We start from the raw sequence: 18462 nt of genomic DNA on the forward strand, positions 1-18462 counted from the left end.
ATGTACGAACAATTTAACCTGTCTGCAAAGAATCCGATTATCAGCAATCATAAAGTGTATGGACAAGAATTATTGCCTGGACTGGCTTATATTGATCTTATATATCAAGCTTACAAAAAAAATCACTATTCTTTCGACAGGCTCGAACTTCGTAATTTGAGTATTTTCAAGCCGCTTGCAACCGTCCCAGGCTGCTCTGTCAGACTTGGCGTTCATTGCAATGAAACCTCTGCCGGCTCGTGGAAGATTCGTCTCGAAGGACGGAATCAGCGTGATGGCATACTGGAACCGGAGAAAACCCTGTACGCTACTGCCGAAATGTCTCTTATAGAACCGGTGTCGTATGATGAGACGTTGGACGTGAGCTCCGTGAAGCGCTCGGCAATCAGAGAGCTGGGCATATATGATTTATATGAAGAATACCAAAGCCAGGAGCTGGTTCATACCGGATTTATGAAGGCAGAAGGTCAGGTCTATGAACTGGAGGCCGCCGTGATTCTGGATCTTTCTATCGGACCGGACGCTCAGTCCAGCTCGCAAGAGTTCTTATTCCACCCTGCGCTGATTGACGGCAGCGGTGTTGGGGCCGGGAGAATGTTTGCGCCTGCCACTGAGCAGGAACAGCGATTATTCTTGCCTCTTAGTTATGCAGCGTTTCATGCATCAGAACCTCTTCAGCAGCGATGTATTACACGAGTGCAGAAATCCTCGGTGATCCATAAGAACGAATTGATGTTTTGGACGATGGAGTTTTTTAATCGGGATGGAAAAAAAGTCGGAGAATTAAGAAATTTCGCGGGCAAACTGGTCCGTGAAGCGGGACTGATCAATCCGGAACGGAAGTTGTCGTCTCCATCATCTCCGTGGCAGGAGCCTATAAGCGGAGCTCCGGCCACCTCCGATAAGATCACTCTCGATACGGGTGCCGCAGGTGATGCGGCACCCGTTATTTCTATCGAAAGGTTCCTGCGGCAGCTCATGGCAGATGTTTTGAATAGTTCCACGGAAGATATCCACCCGGAGTCCGGTTACTATGAGATGGGATTGGATTCCCCGGGCTTGTTGGGGATCGTGAGATCGATTGAGTCCAGAATCAAGACCTCTTTATCGCCCACCTTGTTGTTTGAATACACAACCATTGCCGAGCTTTCTGCTTACCTGGAAGAGCATTATGCATCACAATTTAAGCAAATCGAAGCAGCATCAGAGCAATCCGTATCCAGATCGCCTTCCCATCCTGGATTCGATGACTTGCCTAAACCTTTAGCCCCTACTGCTTTGAGTTCCACTCCCAAGGAAAGGACAGCCGCCGATGACGATATTGCCATCATCGGTATGTCCGGCCGATATCCGCAAGCCAGAAACCTCCAGGAATTCTGGACGAACTTGCAGGAGGGAAAAGATTGCATAAGTGAGATACCAGAATCTCGGTGGGATCGGAAGCGGCTGGCCGGAATTAAATCGCCTGGCGGTAAAGAAATGTCCAAATGGGGTGGATTTATTGAAGATCCGGATTGCTTTGACCCCAAATTCTTTCGAATCTCTCCTCGTGAAGCGGAAACGATGGATCCGCAGGAACGACTGTTTCTGGAAACGTGCTGGGAGGCCATTGAGGATGCCGGATATACACCTAAATCATTGGTGACGCCTCGCGGGAAAAACAAGAGACGGAACGTAGGTGTTTTTGCCGGGGTGATGCACAAGGATTATTCCCTGGTGGGGGCAGAGGCGTTGTCCCAAGGGGAGGCGTTTCCACTCTCATTGAATGCAGGTCCTATCGCGAACCGGGTTTCGTATTTTTGTAATTTTCATGGTCCGAGCATGACCGTAGATACACTCTGTTCTTCTTCCCTTACGGCTGTCCATCTGGCTATGGAAAGCATAAAACGCGGTGAAAGCGAAGTGGCTTTGGCGGGTGGTGTGAATTTATCCCTGCATCCGGCCAAGTATATGACCTATGGAATGTGGGGGATGCATTCAAGTGATGGTTACTGCCATACCTTCGGTGAAGGAGGCGATGGTTATGTGTCTGCAGAAGGCGTTGCTTCGGTTCTCTTGAAGCCTTTAAATAAAGCCATTGAAGACAATGACAGAATCTACGCGACTATAAAAGGCAGCGCCATTAACCATGTTGGAACTGTGAGTGGAATCATGGTGCCTGGTCCAGTGGCACAAGGGGAGGCGATTGCCGATTGCTTGAAGCAATCCGGCATTAACCCGCGGACGATTCGTTATGTGGAGGCGCATGGTACGGGAACCTCCCTCGGTGATCCCATTGAGATTGAAGGATTGATGAAAGCTTTTGGAAGTTATACCCAAGACCGGCAGTTTTGTTCGATCGGCTCTGTAAAATCAAATATAGGGCACGCGGAATCGGCAGCCGGGGTGATCGGTCTTCAGAAAGCAGCGCTCCAAATTTATCACAAAACCCTTGTTCCTTCGCTTCACGCTGAGGAATTGAACCCTTATATCGATTTTGAGCAATCGCCGTTCTATGTGCAGCGTGTCACCGAAGAATGGCAGCCATCCGTGATGATGGAAGATGGGCGGCAGGTTCGTTATCCGCGGCGGGCAGCATTAAGTTCGTTCGGAGCCACTGGTTCAAATGCGCATGTGATTCTAGAAGAATACATAGATACCCAAATTCGAGGAGTTGCACGGACGAAGCGCGAGCAAGACCGGCCCGTGCTTGTTCCTCTTTCGGCTAAAAACAATGAGAGGCTTAAATCCTATGCCGTAGAGCTGCTCAAACACCTGCAAGGGCTGCCTATCCGTGAGAAAGTGCTGGATATCGAGCATACAGAGTCGCAACTTGCGGGCTTCTTGGAAGAGCGAATCAGGGGGATCTTAGCCGCGATCATTCATGTTGACGGAGAACTTATTGAAGCCAGTGTTCCATGGAGTGAATACGGAGTCGAACCCGTTCACATCCGACAGCTGAAGGACAAAATTCTGGAAGAATTCGCCGTTGAGATGGACGATAGGGAATGGGTTCAGAGTTGCACGATCGCTTCGGTTGCGGCACATCTTCTGGACGAGCATCCAGAACAGAGTGAGGTTGCGGCTCATGACGAAACGATTGCCCAGGAAGAATGGGATCGGGAGCAGGACCACAATGTAACCTCCATAGAGGATGTGGCCTTTACGCTGCAGGTAGGGCGTGAAGCTATGGAAGTACGGGTGGCTTTTGTTGTTCGGGAGATTTCGGAGTTGATTGAGGGGCTTCAGGCTTTCCTGCAAAATAAAGATGTACTTGAACACGGCTATAAAGGGACGATCAAGCCGGATAAGGACACAGTTTCATTATCCTCTGCGAGAGAAGCAAATGAAGAATCCCTCAGCCAATGGATTCATGAGGGACGTATGGAGCATTTGGCTGAGTGGTGGGTTAAGGGAATCGAGATCGATTGGAATTTGCTCTATGGTGACAACAACAGAGCTTCCCGGATCAGCCTGCCAACCTATCCATTTGCACGGGAGCGCTACTGGATTCCTGTTACCGGTAAGCCGATCGCGCCTGCAGCGGAAGTGGGCATACACCCGCTGCTTCACAAAAACACGTCCGATTTCATGGAGCAGCGATTCAGCAGCAGGTTTACCGGACATGAATTTTTCTTGTCCGATCATGTTGTGAAGAAGCAGAAGATATTGCCGGGGGTGGCCTATCTTGAGATGGCTCGGATGGCGGTGTTGCAATCGCTTGGCAAACTACCGGATCACCAGACAGTAATTCGCTTGAAGAATGTAGTCTGGATTCGGCCAATCTCCGTAGAGGGGGAGCCAGCCATCGTGAATATTCGGCTGCTTCCCGAGGAACACGGAGGGATAGGCTACGAAATATATAGCACGCCTCGAGGGGATACCGGCACTGAATTTATTGTACACAGCAAAGGCCATGCGGAGCTGGTACGGCCTGGCACGCAGGTTGTCCTGAATATCGATGAGTTGAAGAAGCAGTGTGGCGAACAATCCATTCCCGCCTCTCGTTTTTATGAGGTTTTTAATGCGATGGGCATGGACTATGGAGCGGCGCACAGGGGAATTGAAGAAGCTTATAAGGAAGAGGGCTCAGGGCAAATACTGGCGAAGCTGTCCATCCCTTCAATTGTAACCAGTACCCTGAACGAGTATGTTCTTCATCCGAGCCTGATGGATTCAGCCTTACAGGCTACCATCGGTTTTCTAATGAGCTCAGAAGGCGAAGGCAGAATCCCGGATTCGGTTAAACCCGTGATGCCCTTTGCCCTGCAGGAGCTAGACATACTGGGCGATTGCACTCCGAATATGTGGGCATGGATACGAAGCAGTGATCAGTATGCGGCTGCGACGATAGGCAAAACTCAAAAGCTGGACATCGATTTATGCGACGAACAGGGCCGTATCCGTGTCCGTATGAGAGGGTTCTCAACAAGGGTGCTGGAGGGGGAATCTCAAGCAAACAGCCAGTCGAATGCCATTCGGCAAGAGTCCTATGCACAGCCTCCTGTCGGGAATATTCATCTCGTCCCGGTATGGGATGCGGTGCTGCCAGATAAGGGAGAGAGGCTGCCCCAAGCGTTGGCTCGTGTTCTGGTTGTCGGCGGGAAGGAAAACAGAAGTACGATCCAGCAGATATACCCTCAGATGCAATTCATCGACATCACGTCCCAAGATACAATTACAGGCATTGCAGCCCAAATGGAAGCTCGCGGTTTGATAGATCATGTGATATGGATGGCTCCTTCTGAACATTCACTTGAACCCACCGCGGGAGATGAATGGATCGCAGGACAGGAGTCAGGCGTTAAACCGTTGTTCCGAACGATTAAATCGCTTATCCGTCTGGGGTATTCAACTCGCAGCTTGGAATGGACCGTGATTACATTTAATACGCAATCCGTTCATGGATCAGATACGATTAATCCTGCGCATGCCAGTATTCACGGACTGGTAGGTTCGATGGCAAAAGAATATCCCAACTGGAACATTAGGATCGTCGATCTGGAGGCCGGTTGTGATTGGCCCGTAACCGATCTATTGGCCTTGCCTGCCGATCGGCGCGGACACCCCTGGGCTTACCGGAATCAGGAGTGGTACAGGCAGCATCTCGTACCTATGAACCCGCCTCCAATGGTGGAATCAAGCTTTAAGGTCGGGGGCGTTTATATCGTAATTGGTGGTGCCGGAGGAATCGGTAAAGCATGGAGCGAATACATGGTCCGGACGTATAAGGCTAACGTGGTATGGATTGGCCGCAGACCTATGGATGATCAGATCCAGTCGGATTTGGATCGAATCTCACAATTTGGCCCGAAACCTGTTTATATCGCAGCAGATGCAACCCATTTAAAAGAACTCAGAGGAGCCTACACAGCAATTAAGACAAAATTCCCGGGAATTAACGGCATCGTTCACTCAGCGATGGTGCTGTCGGACTGCAGCCTTGCGGATATGGAGGAGGAGCAATTCCAGGCGGGCCTCTCGGCTAAGATTGACGTGAGCGTACGCATGGCTCAGGTGTTTCGTGAGGAACCTTTGGATTTTGTTTTGTTTTTCTCTTCTCTGATCGCTCTCATCAAAAACCCAAGGCAAAGCTCTTACGCCTCCGGGTGTACATTCAAGGATGCGTTCGCCCATCGGCTCGCGAGTGAGTGGCCGTGTAAGGTGAAGGTGATGAACTGGGGGTATTGGAGCAGCGCTGACGCTGCTGCTTCCGAGGATGTACAGCAGCTGTCCCGAATCGGATTGGGACTCATAACTCCGGAGGATGGAATGAAGGCCGTGGAACAGCTGGTATCGAACCCCATCCATCAGATGGCCATGATTACAACAAACAAACCCCTCCTGGTGGAAGGGATGAATCCCAAGGAGCGTTTCGATATCCGGCCGGACAACGTACCGCCAACCATTCACAGTATTAACCTCAAGGGGGATAGCGCTGCGGCAGGTTACCAGGCTCCGAGCTTGAACGAGGGTCAGGGCCTGAATAAGGAAATGATTGACCTCTTATCCAGAATGCTCTTGAGCGAGCTTACGGCTATGGGGCTATTGAAGTCGGGCATAAAGGCGGCGAGTGATGGTAACGCCCGCAAGGGATTGGCTCCCATGTACGAAAGATGGCTTGAGGAAAGCCACCGTGTTCTTGTACAGAATCAATTCCTTTATCAGGATGGCGAGACGTACCAAACCATGAAATCGGTAACCGTTAACAGGGATTCAATGTGGAAGGAATGGGAGCTGAGAAAGAAGGAATGGCTGGCAGATCCAAGCTTAAAAGCATGGATGACACTGACGGAGGCGGTGCTGCGCGCATTACCTGACATTCTAACGGGTCAGCGCCTCGCGACCGATATCCTGTTTCCTAATTCCTCGATGAGCATGGTGGAAGGCATTTATAAAAATAATCCGGTTGCAGATTATTTCAATGAAGCTCTTGCAGATGCCTTAATCGCGTATGTGGAGGACAGGATCAAGGCAGATCCTTCGACAAAGCTGCGGCTAATTGAAATCGGCGCTGGTACCGGAGGGACAAGCAGCATGCTTTTCCACAAACTGAAGCCTTACCGTGACCATATCGAGGAGTATTGCTATACCGATATTTCCAAAGCATTTTTATTGTTTGCTGAAAAAGAATATGGTCCGGAGCATGCCTATTTGACCTATAAAATCTTCAATGTAGACGCACCGGCATCCGGTCCGAATGCGCCTGCGGGAGCATTCGATATTGCGATCGCAACCAATGTTCTTCATGCGACGCGCAATATCCGCCACACGTTACGAAATGCCAAAGCCGTGTTAAAAAAGAACGGCATCATTCTGATCAACGAGCTCAGCGATAATCGGCTGTTCACTCATTTAACTTTCGGACTTCTGGAAGGGTGGTGGCTGTATGAAGATGCAGCTCTACGCATACCCGGCAGCCCCGGCCTGTATCCCGCAACCTGGAAAGCCGTGTTGGAATCCGAAGGTTATGAGGGCGTCTTCTTTCCGGCACAAGAAGCTCACGATTGGGGACAGCAGATCATTGCGGCGGGAAGCAACGGGGTTGTACGACAGAAGATAGCACTCCAGGATGCTTCCCCGAAAGCCGAGGTCAGAAGCATGTCCAAGCTAAACCGAATCGACACGACGACCACGCTGCAGCCCACGATTATAGCAGAAAAAAGACATGAGAAGAACATCGCGGCTGCGCAAACAACCAGGGCTGTGACCGAACAGATGCTGGAGGATCATGTGAAGGAGACCATCATTGAGAAGCTCTCGGAGGCATTGAAGGTAAGCAGGAACGAAATCGAGCTGGAGGATTCTTTTGCCGACTACGGTCTGGATTCTATTATCGGTGTTCATTTGGTACAAGTGCTTAATCAAGCCTTAAACATTGAACTTGATACGACAAGCCTCTTTGATTATAGTTCCGTGAAGCAGCTCACAGCGTATATTTTATCGGATCACAGAGATGCGGTCGCCAGTGAATTCGGACAAAACCTTAAAGACGAAGCTGTCGTTGTTGAGGCTAAGCCGGGTGAATCTGATATAGAGGACGCCTCCGCCCCTAGGTCTTACTTTGGCAGGTTTATGGATGCGGCTCCACTGCCTGACTCTCAAATGGCTAATCTTGAACAGCAGGGGGTCGCCCTTAAGACATCCATGCAAAAAGAGCCGATTGCCATAATTGGAATGAGCGGAAAGTATGCCCAATCGGCCAACGTGGATGAATTATGGACACATCTGTCCAATGGAGCGGAGCTCATCGGAGAGTCACCGCGTTGGGATCTCTCGGCATACTATCCGGAGGATGCCGAATATTGCGACCGCGGCGGCTTTGTAGAGAATATCGATCAATTTGATCCTTCTTTTTTCAATATTAACGGACTTGAAGCCAATTATATGGATCCCCAGCAGAGATTGTTTATGGAGGAGTGCTGGAAGGCACTGGAGGATTCCGGTTATGCCGGTTCCAGGATTCAGGGACGCCAATGCGGCGTTTATGTCGGTTGCCTTGGAGGAGCGGGGGATTATCACCAGCTGTCGGGTGACGATGCACCCGCGCAGGCCTTCTGGGGCATAGCCGGGTCGGTCATTCCGGCACGGATTGCCTATTACCTTGATCTCAAGGGACCGGCTATTGCTATCGATACCGCTTGCTCCAGTTCGTTGGTTGCGGTTCATATCGCTTGTCAGGGATTGTGGGCAGGAGAGACGGAAATGGCTCTGGCGGGAGGCGTGTTTATCCAGTCTACGCCTTGGTACTACTTGAGCACCAACAAAGCCGGAATGCTCTCTGCAACAGGACACAGCTATACCTTTGATGACCGTGCGGATGGATTTGTTCCCGGTGAAGGGGCCGGCGTGCTTGTATTGAAGCGTCTTAGCGAAGCGATGGATGATGGAGATCATATCTACGGCGTCATCCGCGGATCGGGAATGAATCAGGACGGAACCACCAATGGTATTACGGCGCCAAGCGCCATTTCCCAGGAGAGTTTGGAACGCAGCGTATATGATGCGTTTCATATTGATCCAAGCGGCATCCAGGTAGTTGAAGCCCACGGAACGGGCACGAAGCTGGGAGATCCGATTGAATACCAGGCACTTACCAGAGCATTCAGGAAATATACCGACAATAAGGAATACTGCGCCATCGGTTCAATCAAGACCAACATCGGGCATGCGGCCCATGCGGCTGGCGTCGCGGGAATCATCAAAATTCTGCTGTCCATGAAGCATCAACAAATCCCGCCTACGCTTAATTTCAAGTCGGGCAACTCCAATATTCAATTTAAGGACAGCCCGTTTTATGTCAATACAACGCTCAGGGACTGGGAAACCGGCTCCAATGACAGAAGACGGGCTGCTGTCAGTTCTTTCGGATTCAGTGGCACAAACGCCCACATTGTTATTGAGGAAGCACCGGAACCTGCAGGGAGCCATTCCGTGAAACCAGGGTATCTGTTAGCGTTATCCGCGCGCACTCCAGAGCAGCTGCGGCAGCAGGCTGACCAGCTAATCGAATACTGTGAACGGAATCAGCAGGCGGACTGCGGCAACTTAAGCTACACGTTATTGGCGGGGAGAAAACATTTCAACCATCGTTTAGCCTGCATTGTTCGCAGTGTGGATGAACTTATATCGTATTTAAGCAAATGGCTGGCCAGGAGCAAAGTACCGCAGGTATACGTTTCAGAACGGAATGAAAATGATCGGCGGGAGCAGCCTTCGCTGAAACGGTACGGAAACCAATGCATTGAGGAGTGCCACGCAGCAGATCCGAATGGGTACGTGGAACGGTTATCTACGATTGCTGAGTTATACGTTCAAGGATATGCGCTTAGCTACGAAGCATTGTTCTCAGGTGAACGTTATAGAATTTTGTCCCTCCCAACATATCCTTTTGCGACAGAACGCTATTGGGTACCGGATAAGAAAAACAAACGTTTATCATCCCATGATACAGCGTCACCAGGACAGGCCATGCTGCACCCCTTGCTTCATCGGAATACCTCGGATCTGTCAGGGGTTCGCTACAGCACGACGTTTAAGGGCAGCGAACCTTATCTGGCTTATGGGAATGTCAATGGAACAAAAACCATACCTGGCTTGACCTATCTCGAGATGGCACGAAAAGCGGCGGAAATGTCGGCGGGAGCTTTTATAGGACCTCATGAAGGCATCCAGATCAAGGATATGGTCTGGTCCAGTCCGGTTGAATTAGGGATGGAAGGCTTGGAGATTCATATCGACGTCTTTCCTGATGATGAGGGTATTTCGTTTGAAATCTACAGCAGTTCTGGCCTGAGCAGCCCAGAACCGGTTATACACAATCAAGGGAGCGTATCGTCTTATCCTGTACCAGGAGCTGAAACAATTGATTTGAACCTCGTACGGGAACAATGCAACGTGAAATATTTCTCAAAAGAAGACTGGTATAAGGCATACGATCAGGCAGAAGCCGTCTATAGCCCTGAGCATCGAGTGGTAGACGAGCTGTTTGTCGGACAGAATGAAGTGCTTGCCAAACTTTCACTGCATGCAACCTGGACGGATTCGTCTAATCCCTTTATTCTGCACCCATGTATTACAGATGCCGCTTTGCAGGCGGCTATTGGTCTTTTGGCGGATAGGGATCCTCGAATGAGCAGTGATGTTATCCAATCCATGCTGCCGCTCTACTTGCAAGAGATGCAAATGATCGGTGAACCCACACCGCAAGTATGGATCCATGTACGAAAGAGCGAACATCGCGTGCAGGGGAATAAGGATATACAAGTAGATATGGACTTGTATGATCAACACGGTAAGGTATATGCAAGATTGAAGGGACTTACAGTCCGGTTTACGGAGAGCAAAGATAAATATACTGTAGGACACGACATGGTTGGGGGAGGGTTAAAACTATGAGAAATCAACATACTCTTTCAGGTTCTAATAGGTCCGTAGCAGCGTCCACGGTTCATTTGTTTACGCCGCATTTTAGAGAAGCAGGGATGATGGACAGACACATGCCAGCAGAGGAAACCCGGCATATGGTTATCCTGTGCGATATGGAGCACGTATGCCAAGAAAGCGTTCAGGTTAGAATGTCGGGTGCAGAAGTTCATATGCTGCAATCCTCTCCATATATGGAGATTCATGAACGATTCCAAACCTATGCACAGCAAATGTTCGATTGGGTAAAAACGATATTAGAGCGTAAAGAGACAGGGAAGACCCTTATTCAACTGGTGGTGTCTGCGCAGGGTGAACAGAAGCTGCTCACCGGGCTCTTTGGATTTTTGAAAACGGCCCACTTGGAGAATCCGCAGTTAAGAGTTCAATTGATCGTAACAGAACTTGATGAGACTATAGACCAACTTGTGCAGCAACTGAACGAAAGCAAGGGACAGCCTGATGATCGCGTGCAGTATGACCAGGGTATAAGAATGGTGGCAGACTGGAATGAAATTGCAGCTTCACCGTTAGAGCCGAGGATTTCATGGAAAGACAACGGGATATATCTAATTACCGGGGGTGCGGGGGGACTCGGACTCCTATTCGCCAACGATATTGTGCGGCAAGTGAAAGACCCTGTGCTGATTCTAACGGGACGTTCTGTGCTGTCAGGGGAAACAGATGCCAGACTCCATGAACTAAGGTCAAGCGGAGCCCAAATCGTATACATGCAAACGGATGTGACCCATAGGGATCAAGTAGAAGGTCTGTTCCGATACATTGTAGAGGAATTCGGGAAGCTGAGCGGGATCATCCATAGTGCGGGCGTCATTTGCGACAATTTCATAATTAAGAAGAACAGACAAGAGGTACAGCAAGTACTGGATCCGAAAGTAGCGGGTCTCGTGAATCTGGACCTTGCCTCCAAGGAGATGGCTTTGGATTTCTTTGTGTTCTTTTCTTCGATAGCGGGCAGTTTTGGAAATCCGGGACAAGCCGACTATGCTGCGGCGAATGCCTTTATGGATGCTTACGCGATGCATCGCAACGGTCTGGCGGCAGCCGGGCTTCGCCAAGGCCGAGCCTTGTCTGTCAGCTGGCCCTTATGGAAGGATGGCGGGATGGGAATTGATCCACAAGCTGAGGACCGGATGATGCATAGCTGGGGCGTGACGGCACTGGAGACGAATGCTGGCATTCAGGCTATGTTTCAAGCACTGGCTTCCGGCCATGATCAAGTGCTTATTCTGCCAGGTGAACTCACTAAGATGAGGGATACTTTGCTCTCAAGTTCCGCCCTTAAGCAAGTGATTTCCGAAACGGCAGATCGATCCCAGGTGGATCGGGAACGTTTAAGAGATAGAACGGCTCAGCAATTCAGATCGCTATTCGGGGAGATTACGCAGCTCGATGCTTCCAAAATAAATATAAACGAACCCCTTGAGCGTTACGGAATCGACTCCATCATGATCAACCAATTGAATATGAACTTGGAAAGGATCTTCGGAGCTCTTTCCAAAACGTTATTTTATGAGTATCAGACGTTGGGAGAAGTCATTGATTATCTGGCTGCTGAATATACGGAGTTGTGCGTGAAGTGGACGGGGATGGGAGAAGAGCAGGTCGTCAGGGAAATACCTGCAAGCAATCCAACAGCTTCGCATCCGGACAATTCCTTTCCGGCACTCGTTTCACGCAGACGAGGTACGAAACGATCTAATAGCTTCCCTGCCCATAAGCCTGCCCGCAACACGCGGGAACCCATTGCCATCATTGGTATAAGCGGACGGTATCCGGGAGCCCGCAATCTGAGCGAGTACTGGGAGAATTTAAAGGCCGGCAAAGACTCGATTTCTGAAATACCTGAAGACCGCTGGACGATGGAAGGCTTCTTCCATCCGGATCCGCAGGAGGCCGCGTCACAGGGAAAGAGTTATAGTAAATGGGGCGGTTTTCTAGACGGATACGCGGATTTTGATCCCCTGTTTTTCAACATTTCTCCCCGGGAAGCCATGCTGATGGACCCTCAAGAACGCCTGTTCATCGAGTCCTGCTGGGAAGCGTTAGAGGACGCGGGATACACTCGGGAGCAGCTGGCGGTTCAGCATAACCGCCGGGTAGGTGTTTTTGCAGGTATTACGAAGACGGGCTACGATCTGTACGGCCCCGAATTATGGGAACAGGGGGAACATCTCAATCCGTACACATCCTTCAGCTCCGTCGCCAACAGGGTTTCGTATTATCTGAATTTGCAAGGTCCCAGCATGCCGATTGATACGATGTGCTCCTCCTCGCTAACCGCGATTCATGAAGCCTGCGAACATCTTCATCTTGGTGATTGCGAAATGGCAATTGCAGGCGGGGTAAATCTGTATTTGCACCCTTCCAATTACCACTGGCTGAGCGTACAGAAGATGCTTTCGAAGGACGGTAAATGCAAAAGCTTTGGTCAAGGAGCCAATGGGTTCGTTCCCGGCGAAGGTGTCGGCATCGTGCTGCTGAAACCTTTGTCACGCGCCATTGCGGATGAGGATCAGATCCATGCCGTCATTAAAAGCACCAGCACGAATCATGGTGGTAAAACCAACGGTTACACCGTGCCCAATCCCGTGGCTCAGGGCGAGCTTGTTCGTGCTGCGCTGGACAAAGCAGGCGTAAATGCGAGAGCGGTCAGTTATATTGAAGCACATGGAACCGGCACAGATCTCGGTGACCCTATAGAAATAACCGGGCTTACCCAAGCGTTTTTCAAAGACACAGACGATACAGGGTATTGCGCCATCGGTTCAGCCAAATCCAACATCGGGCATCTGGAAGCTGCGGCTGGCATGGCGGGGTTAACCAAAATCGTCTTGCAAATGAAGCATAAGATGCTGGTGCCCAGCTTGCATGCCCAAGAGCTGAATCCGAATATTCATTTTGCCAAAACACCTTTTGTTGTCCAGCAATCACTGGAAGAATGGCAAAGACCGGTCATTCATTTCGACGGCGAGCTGAGGGAATTCCCCAGAATTGCCGGGGTATCCTCCTTTGGAGCGGGAGGCTCCAATGCCCATGTCATACTCGAAGAATATAGACCCGAGGAAGCATCCCGGAATGATCCAACCCTGATGCAAGTGAAGCAAGTTAAACATGTGAAGGTCATCGTTCCTTTGTCAGCCAAAACCGAAGCGGGACTAAAGGAGAGGGCAGGGCAACTCTTGTCGGTTATCCGCGCCGGGGAATTATCGGACAGCGACCTGCCGGATGTAGCGTACACCCTTCAAATCGGACGAGAAGCCATGGAGGAGCGGATTGCGCTCGTTGTGGATTCTATTCAGGAGCTTCAAACTAAGCTGATGCGTTATTTGGAAGGTCAGGCAGACATTGATGGGCTGAGCAAGGGACAGAACAAGGCTGGCAAAGAGCTGAAGGATATAACAGAAGTGAATGCAAACATGGAGATTTGGTTGCAGCTGGGGGATTATCAGAGTATAGCAAGGTTTTGGGTCGAAGGGCCAAGTTTGGATTGGAACAGCCTGTATAGCACAGGGCCTAAACCGCGCCGCAGAAGTCTGCCGACCTATCCATTTGCGAGGGAACGATATTTTATAGCTGATAAGCTGGATGGTGAGCGTATAATATCCACGCCCGCATCCTTCATCGAACCGTTGGGTTCGGATGAGTCTGTAAAATTCGATGCCAATGAAAATATGGAACAGTCGGATCGCCAGGCTGATCATCGAAGAACCGAATCAGGTAATGGCCGAAAAAGAGAAATGAGAGGTTTGAATGAACAGCAGTGCGTAGAGCTGGATTTGAAGGATCAGATAGGTGCTTTACTCCAAATCCAGCGGGATCGATTGGACAGTGAAATCAATCTCGCGGATTTTGGATTTGATTCGATAAGCTTGACCCACTTGGCAGCATCGCTTTCGAAGCTTTACGGGATCGAGCTTACCCCGGCGGTGTTTTTTGGGCATTCCAGCATAAATAAAATAGCGGAATACTTGATGAGGGAGCATCAAGAGGTGGTTGCAGCGTTCTATTATGAGGCTGAAGAGAGCAAGCCCGTTGCATCCGTCTCCAAAACGAAACCACGGTCGTCTGAGAGGCCTAAGGTAATATCACGCAGCGCTTCCCCGGATGTCCCCGAGCCTATTGCCATCATTGGCATGAGCGGGCGATTTCCAGATGCGAGGAATGTAGAAGAAATGTGGACCATCCTGACCGAAGGAAGGAGTGCGGTGAAAGAAATTCCTTCGGATCGGTTTGATTGGCGTGATTATTACACAGACTCCGGTAAGGAGTCTCAAACGATAGACAGCAAATGGTGTGGCTGTATTCCGGGTGTCGGTGAATTCGATCCTTTGTTCTTCGAAATTTCACCCAGGGATGCGGAGCTGATGGATCCGAGGCAGCGTTTATTGCTTCAGGAGGCCTGGAATGCCTTGGAGGATGCAGGGTATGGGACCAAGAAAATCGAAGCCGGGAAGATAGGGATGTTTGTTGGGGCAGAGCAAGGAGATTATCAGCAGCTGGTCCGAGGGGAAGCGGGGATTACCTCCAACCACAATGCCATTTTGGCAGCAAGGCTGTCTTACTTCTTGAACCTGAACGGTCCCGTGCTGTCGGTGGATACCGCCTGCTCCTCTGGGCTGGCAGCAGCGCATCAGGCTTGTCTCAGTCTTCGGCACGAGGAGTGTGACACGGCCATTGCGGCAGGTGTCAATCTGATGCTGACCCCGGAGCCGTATATCGGGATGAGTCAGGCTGGCATGCTCTCCAAGGATGGACAATGCTTTGCTTTTGATCAGCGGGCAAACGGGCTTGTTCCCGGCGAAGCGGTTGCCGTGGTGGTACTCAAGCGTTTATCCAGAGCTGAAGCAGACGGGGATTCGATTCTGGGGGTCATCCGCGGGAGCGGCATGAATTATGATGGCAGGACAAACGGTATCACAGCTCCGAGCGGAGTGGCGCAAAGGGATCTTGTAACAGCCGTGTATCAGCAGTCCGGGGTAACACCGGAAGACATTGAATATGTTGTTACACACGGCACCGGAACCAGATTAGGAGACCCGGTTGAAGTCAACGCTTTGCAAGATGCGTTTAAAGCGAATACCGATAAACAAGGCTATTGCGCGATTACTTCCAACAAAACCAACTTCGGCCATACCTTTGCCGCCTCCGGTTTAGTCAATATGATCAACTTGATACAGGCTTTCCGCCATGAAATGATTCCTGCAAGCCTGAATGTTGAAGAGGAGAATGATTATATTCATTGGACGGAAAGTCCTTTTTATGTCAATAAAACGAACAAACCCTGGCCCTCCAACAGCGTCAAAAATCGTCTGGGAGCAGTAAGCGCATTTGGAATGAGCGGGACCAACGTTCATATGGTGCTGGAGAGTTACGCCAGAGAGCCGATTGAAGAGTCTGCTGACCGTTCTCCATATCATTTGCTTACGTTCTCCGCCAAAACGAGCGAAGCTCTGGAGGAGAAGATTCAAGACATGCTCGCTATGTTCAGGAACACGAAGCTGTCACAAGAAGAGATGGGCCATCTGGGTTATACCTTGCTGGAAGGACGACAGCATTTTAACCATCGGATTGCCATTGTTGTAAGGGACAAACAGGATGCGGAATATGCATTGTCGACAAGCGCAGACAAGGTACGGCTGCCAAGCCTGTTCAGCGGAAAAGTGCCGCGAGATTTTGAAGGGCAAAGCATGATTCAGCAGTATGTCCAAGACCTTATGAGAACCATGCCTTCTCTGATGGAAGATCCGGACAAATATCGGGAAGTTCTGCATGCATTAGCTGATTTCTACTGTCAGGGCTATGAGCTGAGCGGCGAAAATTTATATGCAGGCACCTCGGCTCGGCTAACCCATCTTCCGACGTATCCATTTGCCAGGGAACGGTATTGGACGTCCCGGAACGACGTCAAAGGGGATGCTGCCGGAACCAAATCACGAAGCATGCGGATCACAAACAGACCGAGCAAGGACAATACGGGAGCTTCAATGAAACAAACACAAACACAAGAATCCTACGAGATGATGACATTTGAAGAGGTATGGGAGGAAGAAGCCTTAACGGGTACCCATAATACAGAAATGAAGACGATGATCTGTTTCCTTTCCCAGCATGGGAGCCAACAGAAATTTTTGGAGACCGCGACAGGCTTGGGTGGGGACACCCAGGTTATTTTTGTTTCGCGAAGTACGGGATTTGCCAAGAACACTACGTATGATTACACCATTTCCGAGACGGATCGGGAGACGTACGTGCAGGCATTGAGTAGCATCAAGGAAGATTTCAAAGAAATCGATGCGGTTCTGTATCTGTGGCCTATGGAAGATGCCATTTACGTTAAGGACGTTTCTTGCGTTGTGCACCTGATTCAAGCCATCGCCTCTGCAAGGCTGAAGCCGAAGCGGTTGTTATTGGCAGGTCAATATGAGAACCGGCTTGAACAGTGTTATATGGAATCTTGGACAGGCTTTGAACGTTCACTCGGTCTTGTGCTGCCTAACATTAGCGTGAGCGTCGTATCATTGGAGTCGCAAGCACAGCCGCATGAAGTTTCCTGGAGAGAAGTGACTCAAAGGCTGTTGGCGGAAATAAGCAACAATCAAGCCACAAGCGTCTGGTATCAAAAAGGTAAGCGCCATGTTAGGCAGATCAAGCCCACCGTGATGGCGAATGGCTCTAACATGTTAAAGAATGGAGGCACGTACCTTGTTACAGGCGGATGTGGAGGTCTTGGGCTTCTCTTCGCCAGGCATATGGCTGAGCGATATGGCGCAAATTTAATCCTTACAGGCAGATCTCCAATGAATGATGAAGTGCGGTTCAGCATGGAGGAGCTGGAGAATAGGGGCGGCCATGTCGTTTACGTTCAAGCCGATATTTGCGATGTAGAAGGCATGCGGGAAGGGTTGGCCCCTGCAAAAGATCGTTTTGGGGCTATTCATGGGGTTATTCATGCAGCTGGCATGTCCAGCAGTCAGAATATTCTTGAAAAAGAGATTGAAGATTTCCATAAGATTCTCGCTCCTAAAGTGGAAGGAACACTTGCGCTGGAGGCGTTGCTTCAAGGGGAACAGCAGCTGGACTTTATCTGTTATTTTTCGTCCACTTCGGCCGTGCTCGGAGATTTCGGCTCATGCGATTATGCGGTTGGAAATCGTTTTCAGATGGCTTATGCCCGCTATCGGAACGAACAAAGACGCAGCGGTCGTACCTTCGTAATCAATTGGCCGCTGTGGAAGGACGGCGGGATGGGCTTCCAGGATAAAGCTAATACGGAGCTGTATTTAAAATCGAGCGGTCAGCGCTTTCTGGAGGCCGAAGAGGGATTACAGATATTTGAGCGCATTTTATCTAACAGCCACTCGCAGCATTTGATACTGGTTGGGCAGCGAAGCCGCGTACACAGATTCTTGGGGCTCGCTGATCGTGGCGCCGTTATTGAAGCGAAAGAACAGGAGTCGAAGACCGTTCAAGCGTTATCCGCTCCAGGCAGGGGCTGGAGGAGTGAAATGAAGGGCTTGAGCCTTGAGCAGTGTCTGGAGCGGGATTTGAAGGAAATCGTCAGCCAATTGCTAAAAATCCCTCGCGATAAGCTGGACCTGGAAGAGAACCTGGCTGAATTCGGCTTCGATTCCATCAATCTTGCGCAGTTCGCAAACGCATTGACAGAGCATTATGGCTTGGATATAACACCTTCGTTGTTCTTCGGACAATCCACGATTGGGAAATTAATCGGCTATTTCCTGGATGAACATAAGGAATTGGTGGCTGATTTCTATCAGGAAGGTCAGATCGAGCATACGGATTTACGACAACCATTGAATAGGTCGGAATCGGAGCAAACAGCATTTAAGCGGGCACGAGGGTCTGTGAGAAAGGCCATACCGAACCTCTCACCGCCGGCCATGCATGAGCCTATCGCGATTATCGGCATGAGCGGGCGCTTTCCGGAAGCACGGAATATCGATGAGATGTGGACGATTCTGGCTGAAGGCAGAAGTGCAGTGTCGGAAGTTCCCGTCGAGAGGTTCGATTGGC

The 18462-nt window shown here is 50.2% G+C and carries 2 protein-coding genes (1 of these 2 cut by a window edge); both read left to right on the forward strand.

What is annotated here, in order from left to right:
* A complete protein-coding gene (locus WDY75_RS13540; RefSeq protein WP_063479883.1) occupies window positions 1-10377 on the forward strand; it encodes an SDR family NAD(P)-dependent oxidoreductase in 10377 nt (3458 codons plus the stop codon).
* On the forward strand, window positions 10374-18462 hold the beginning of the coding sequence (locus WDY75_RS13545) for an SDR family NAD(P)-dependent oxidoreductase (RefSeq protein WP_063479882.1). The gene runs 9899 nt beyond the window's last position; only the first 8089 of its 17988 coding nucleotides appear in the window; the start codon lies at window positions 10374-10376; the stop codon falls past the right edge of the window. The genes WDY75_RS13540 and WDY75_RS13545 overlap by 4 nt, the downstream gene beginning before the upstream one ends.

The organism is Paenibacillus glucanolyticus, from assembly GCF_037333485.1.
Classification (GTDB): Bacteria; Bacillota; Bacilli; order Paenibacillales; family Paenibacillaceae; genus Paenibacillus_AQ; species Paenibacillus_AQ glucanolyticus.

Coding starts and splice junctions, on each gene's coding strand:
- WDY75_RS13540 (WP_063479883.1), top strand. CDS start 1: ATGTACGAACAATTTAACCTGTCTGCAAAGAATCCGATTATCAGCAAT.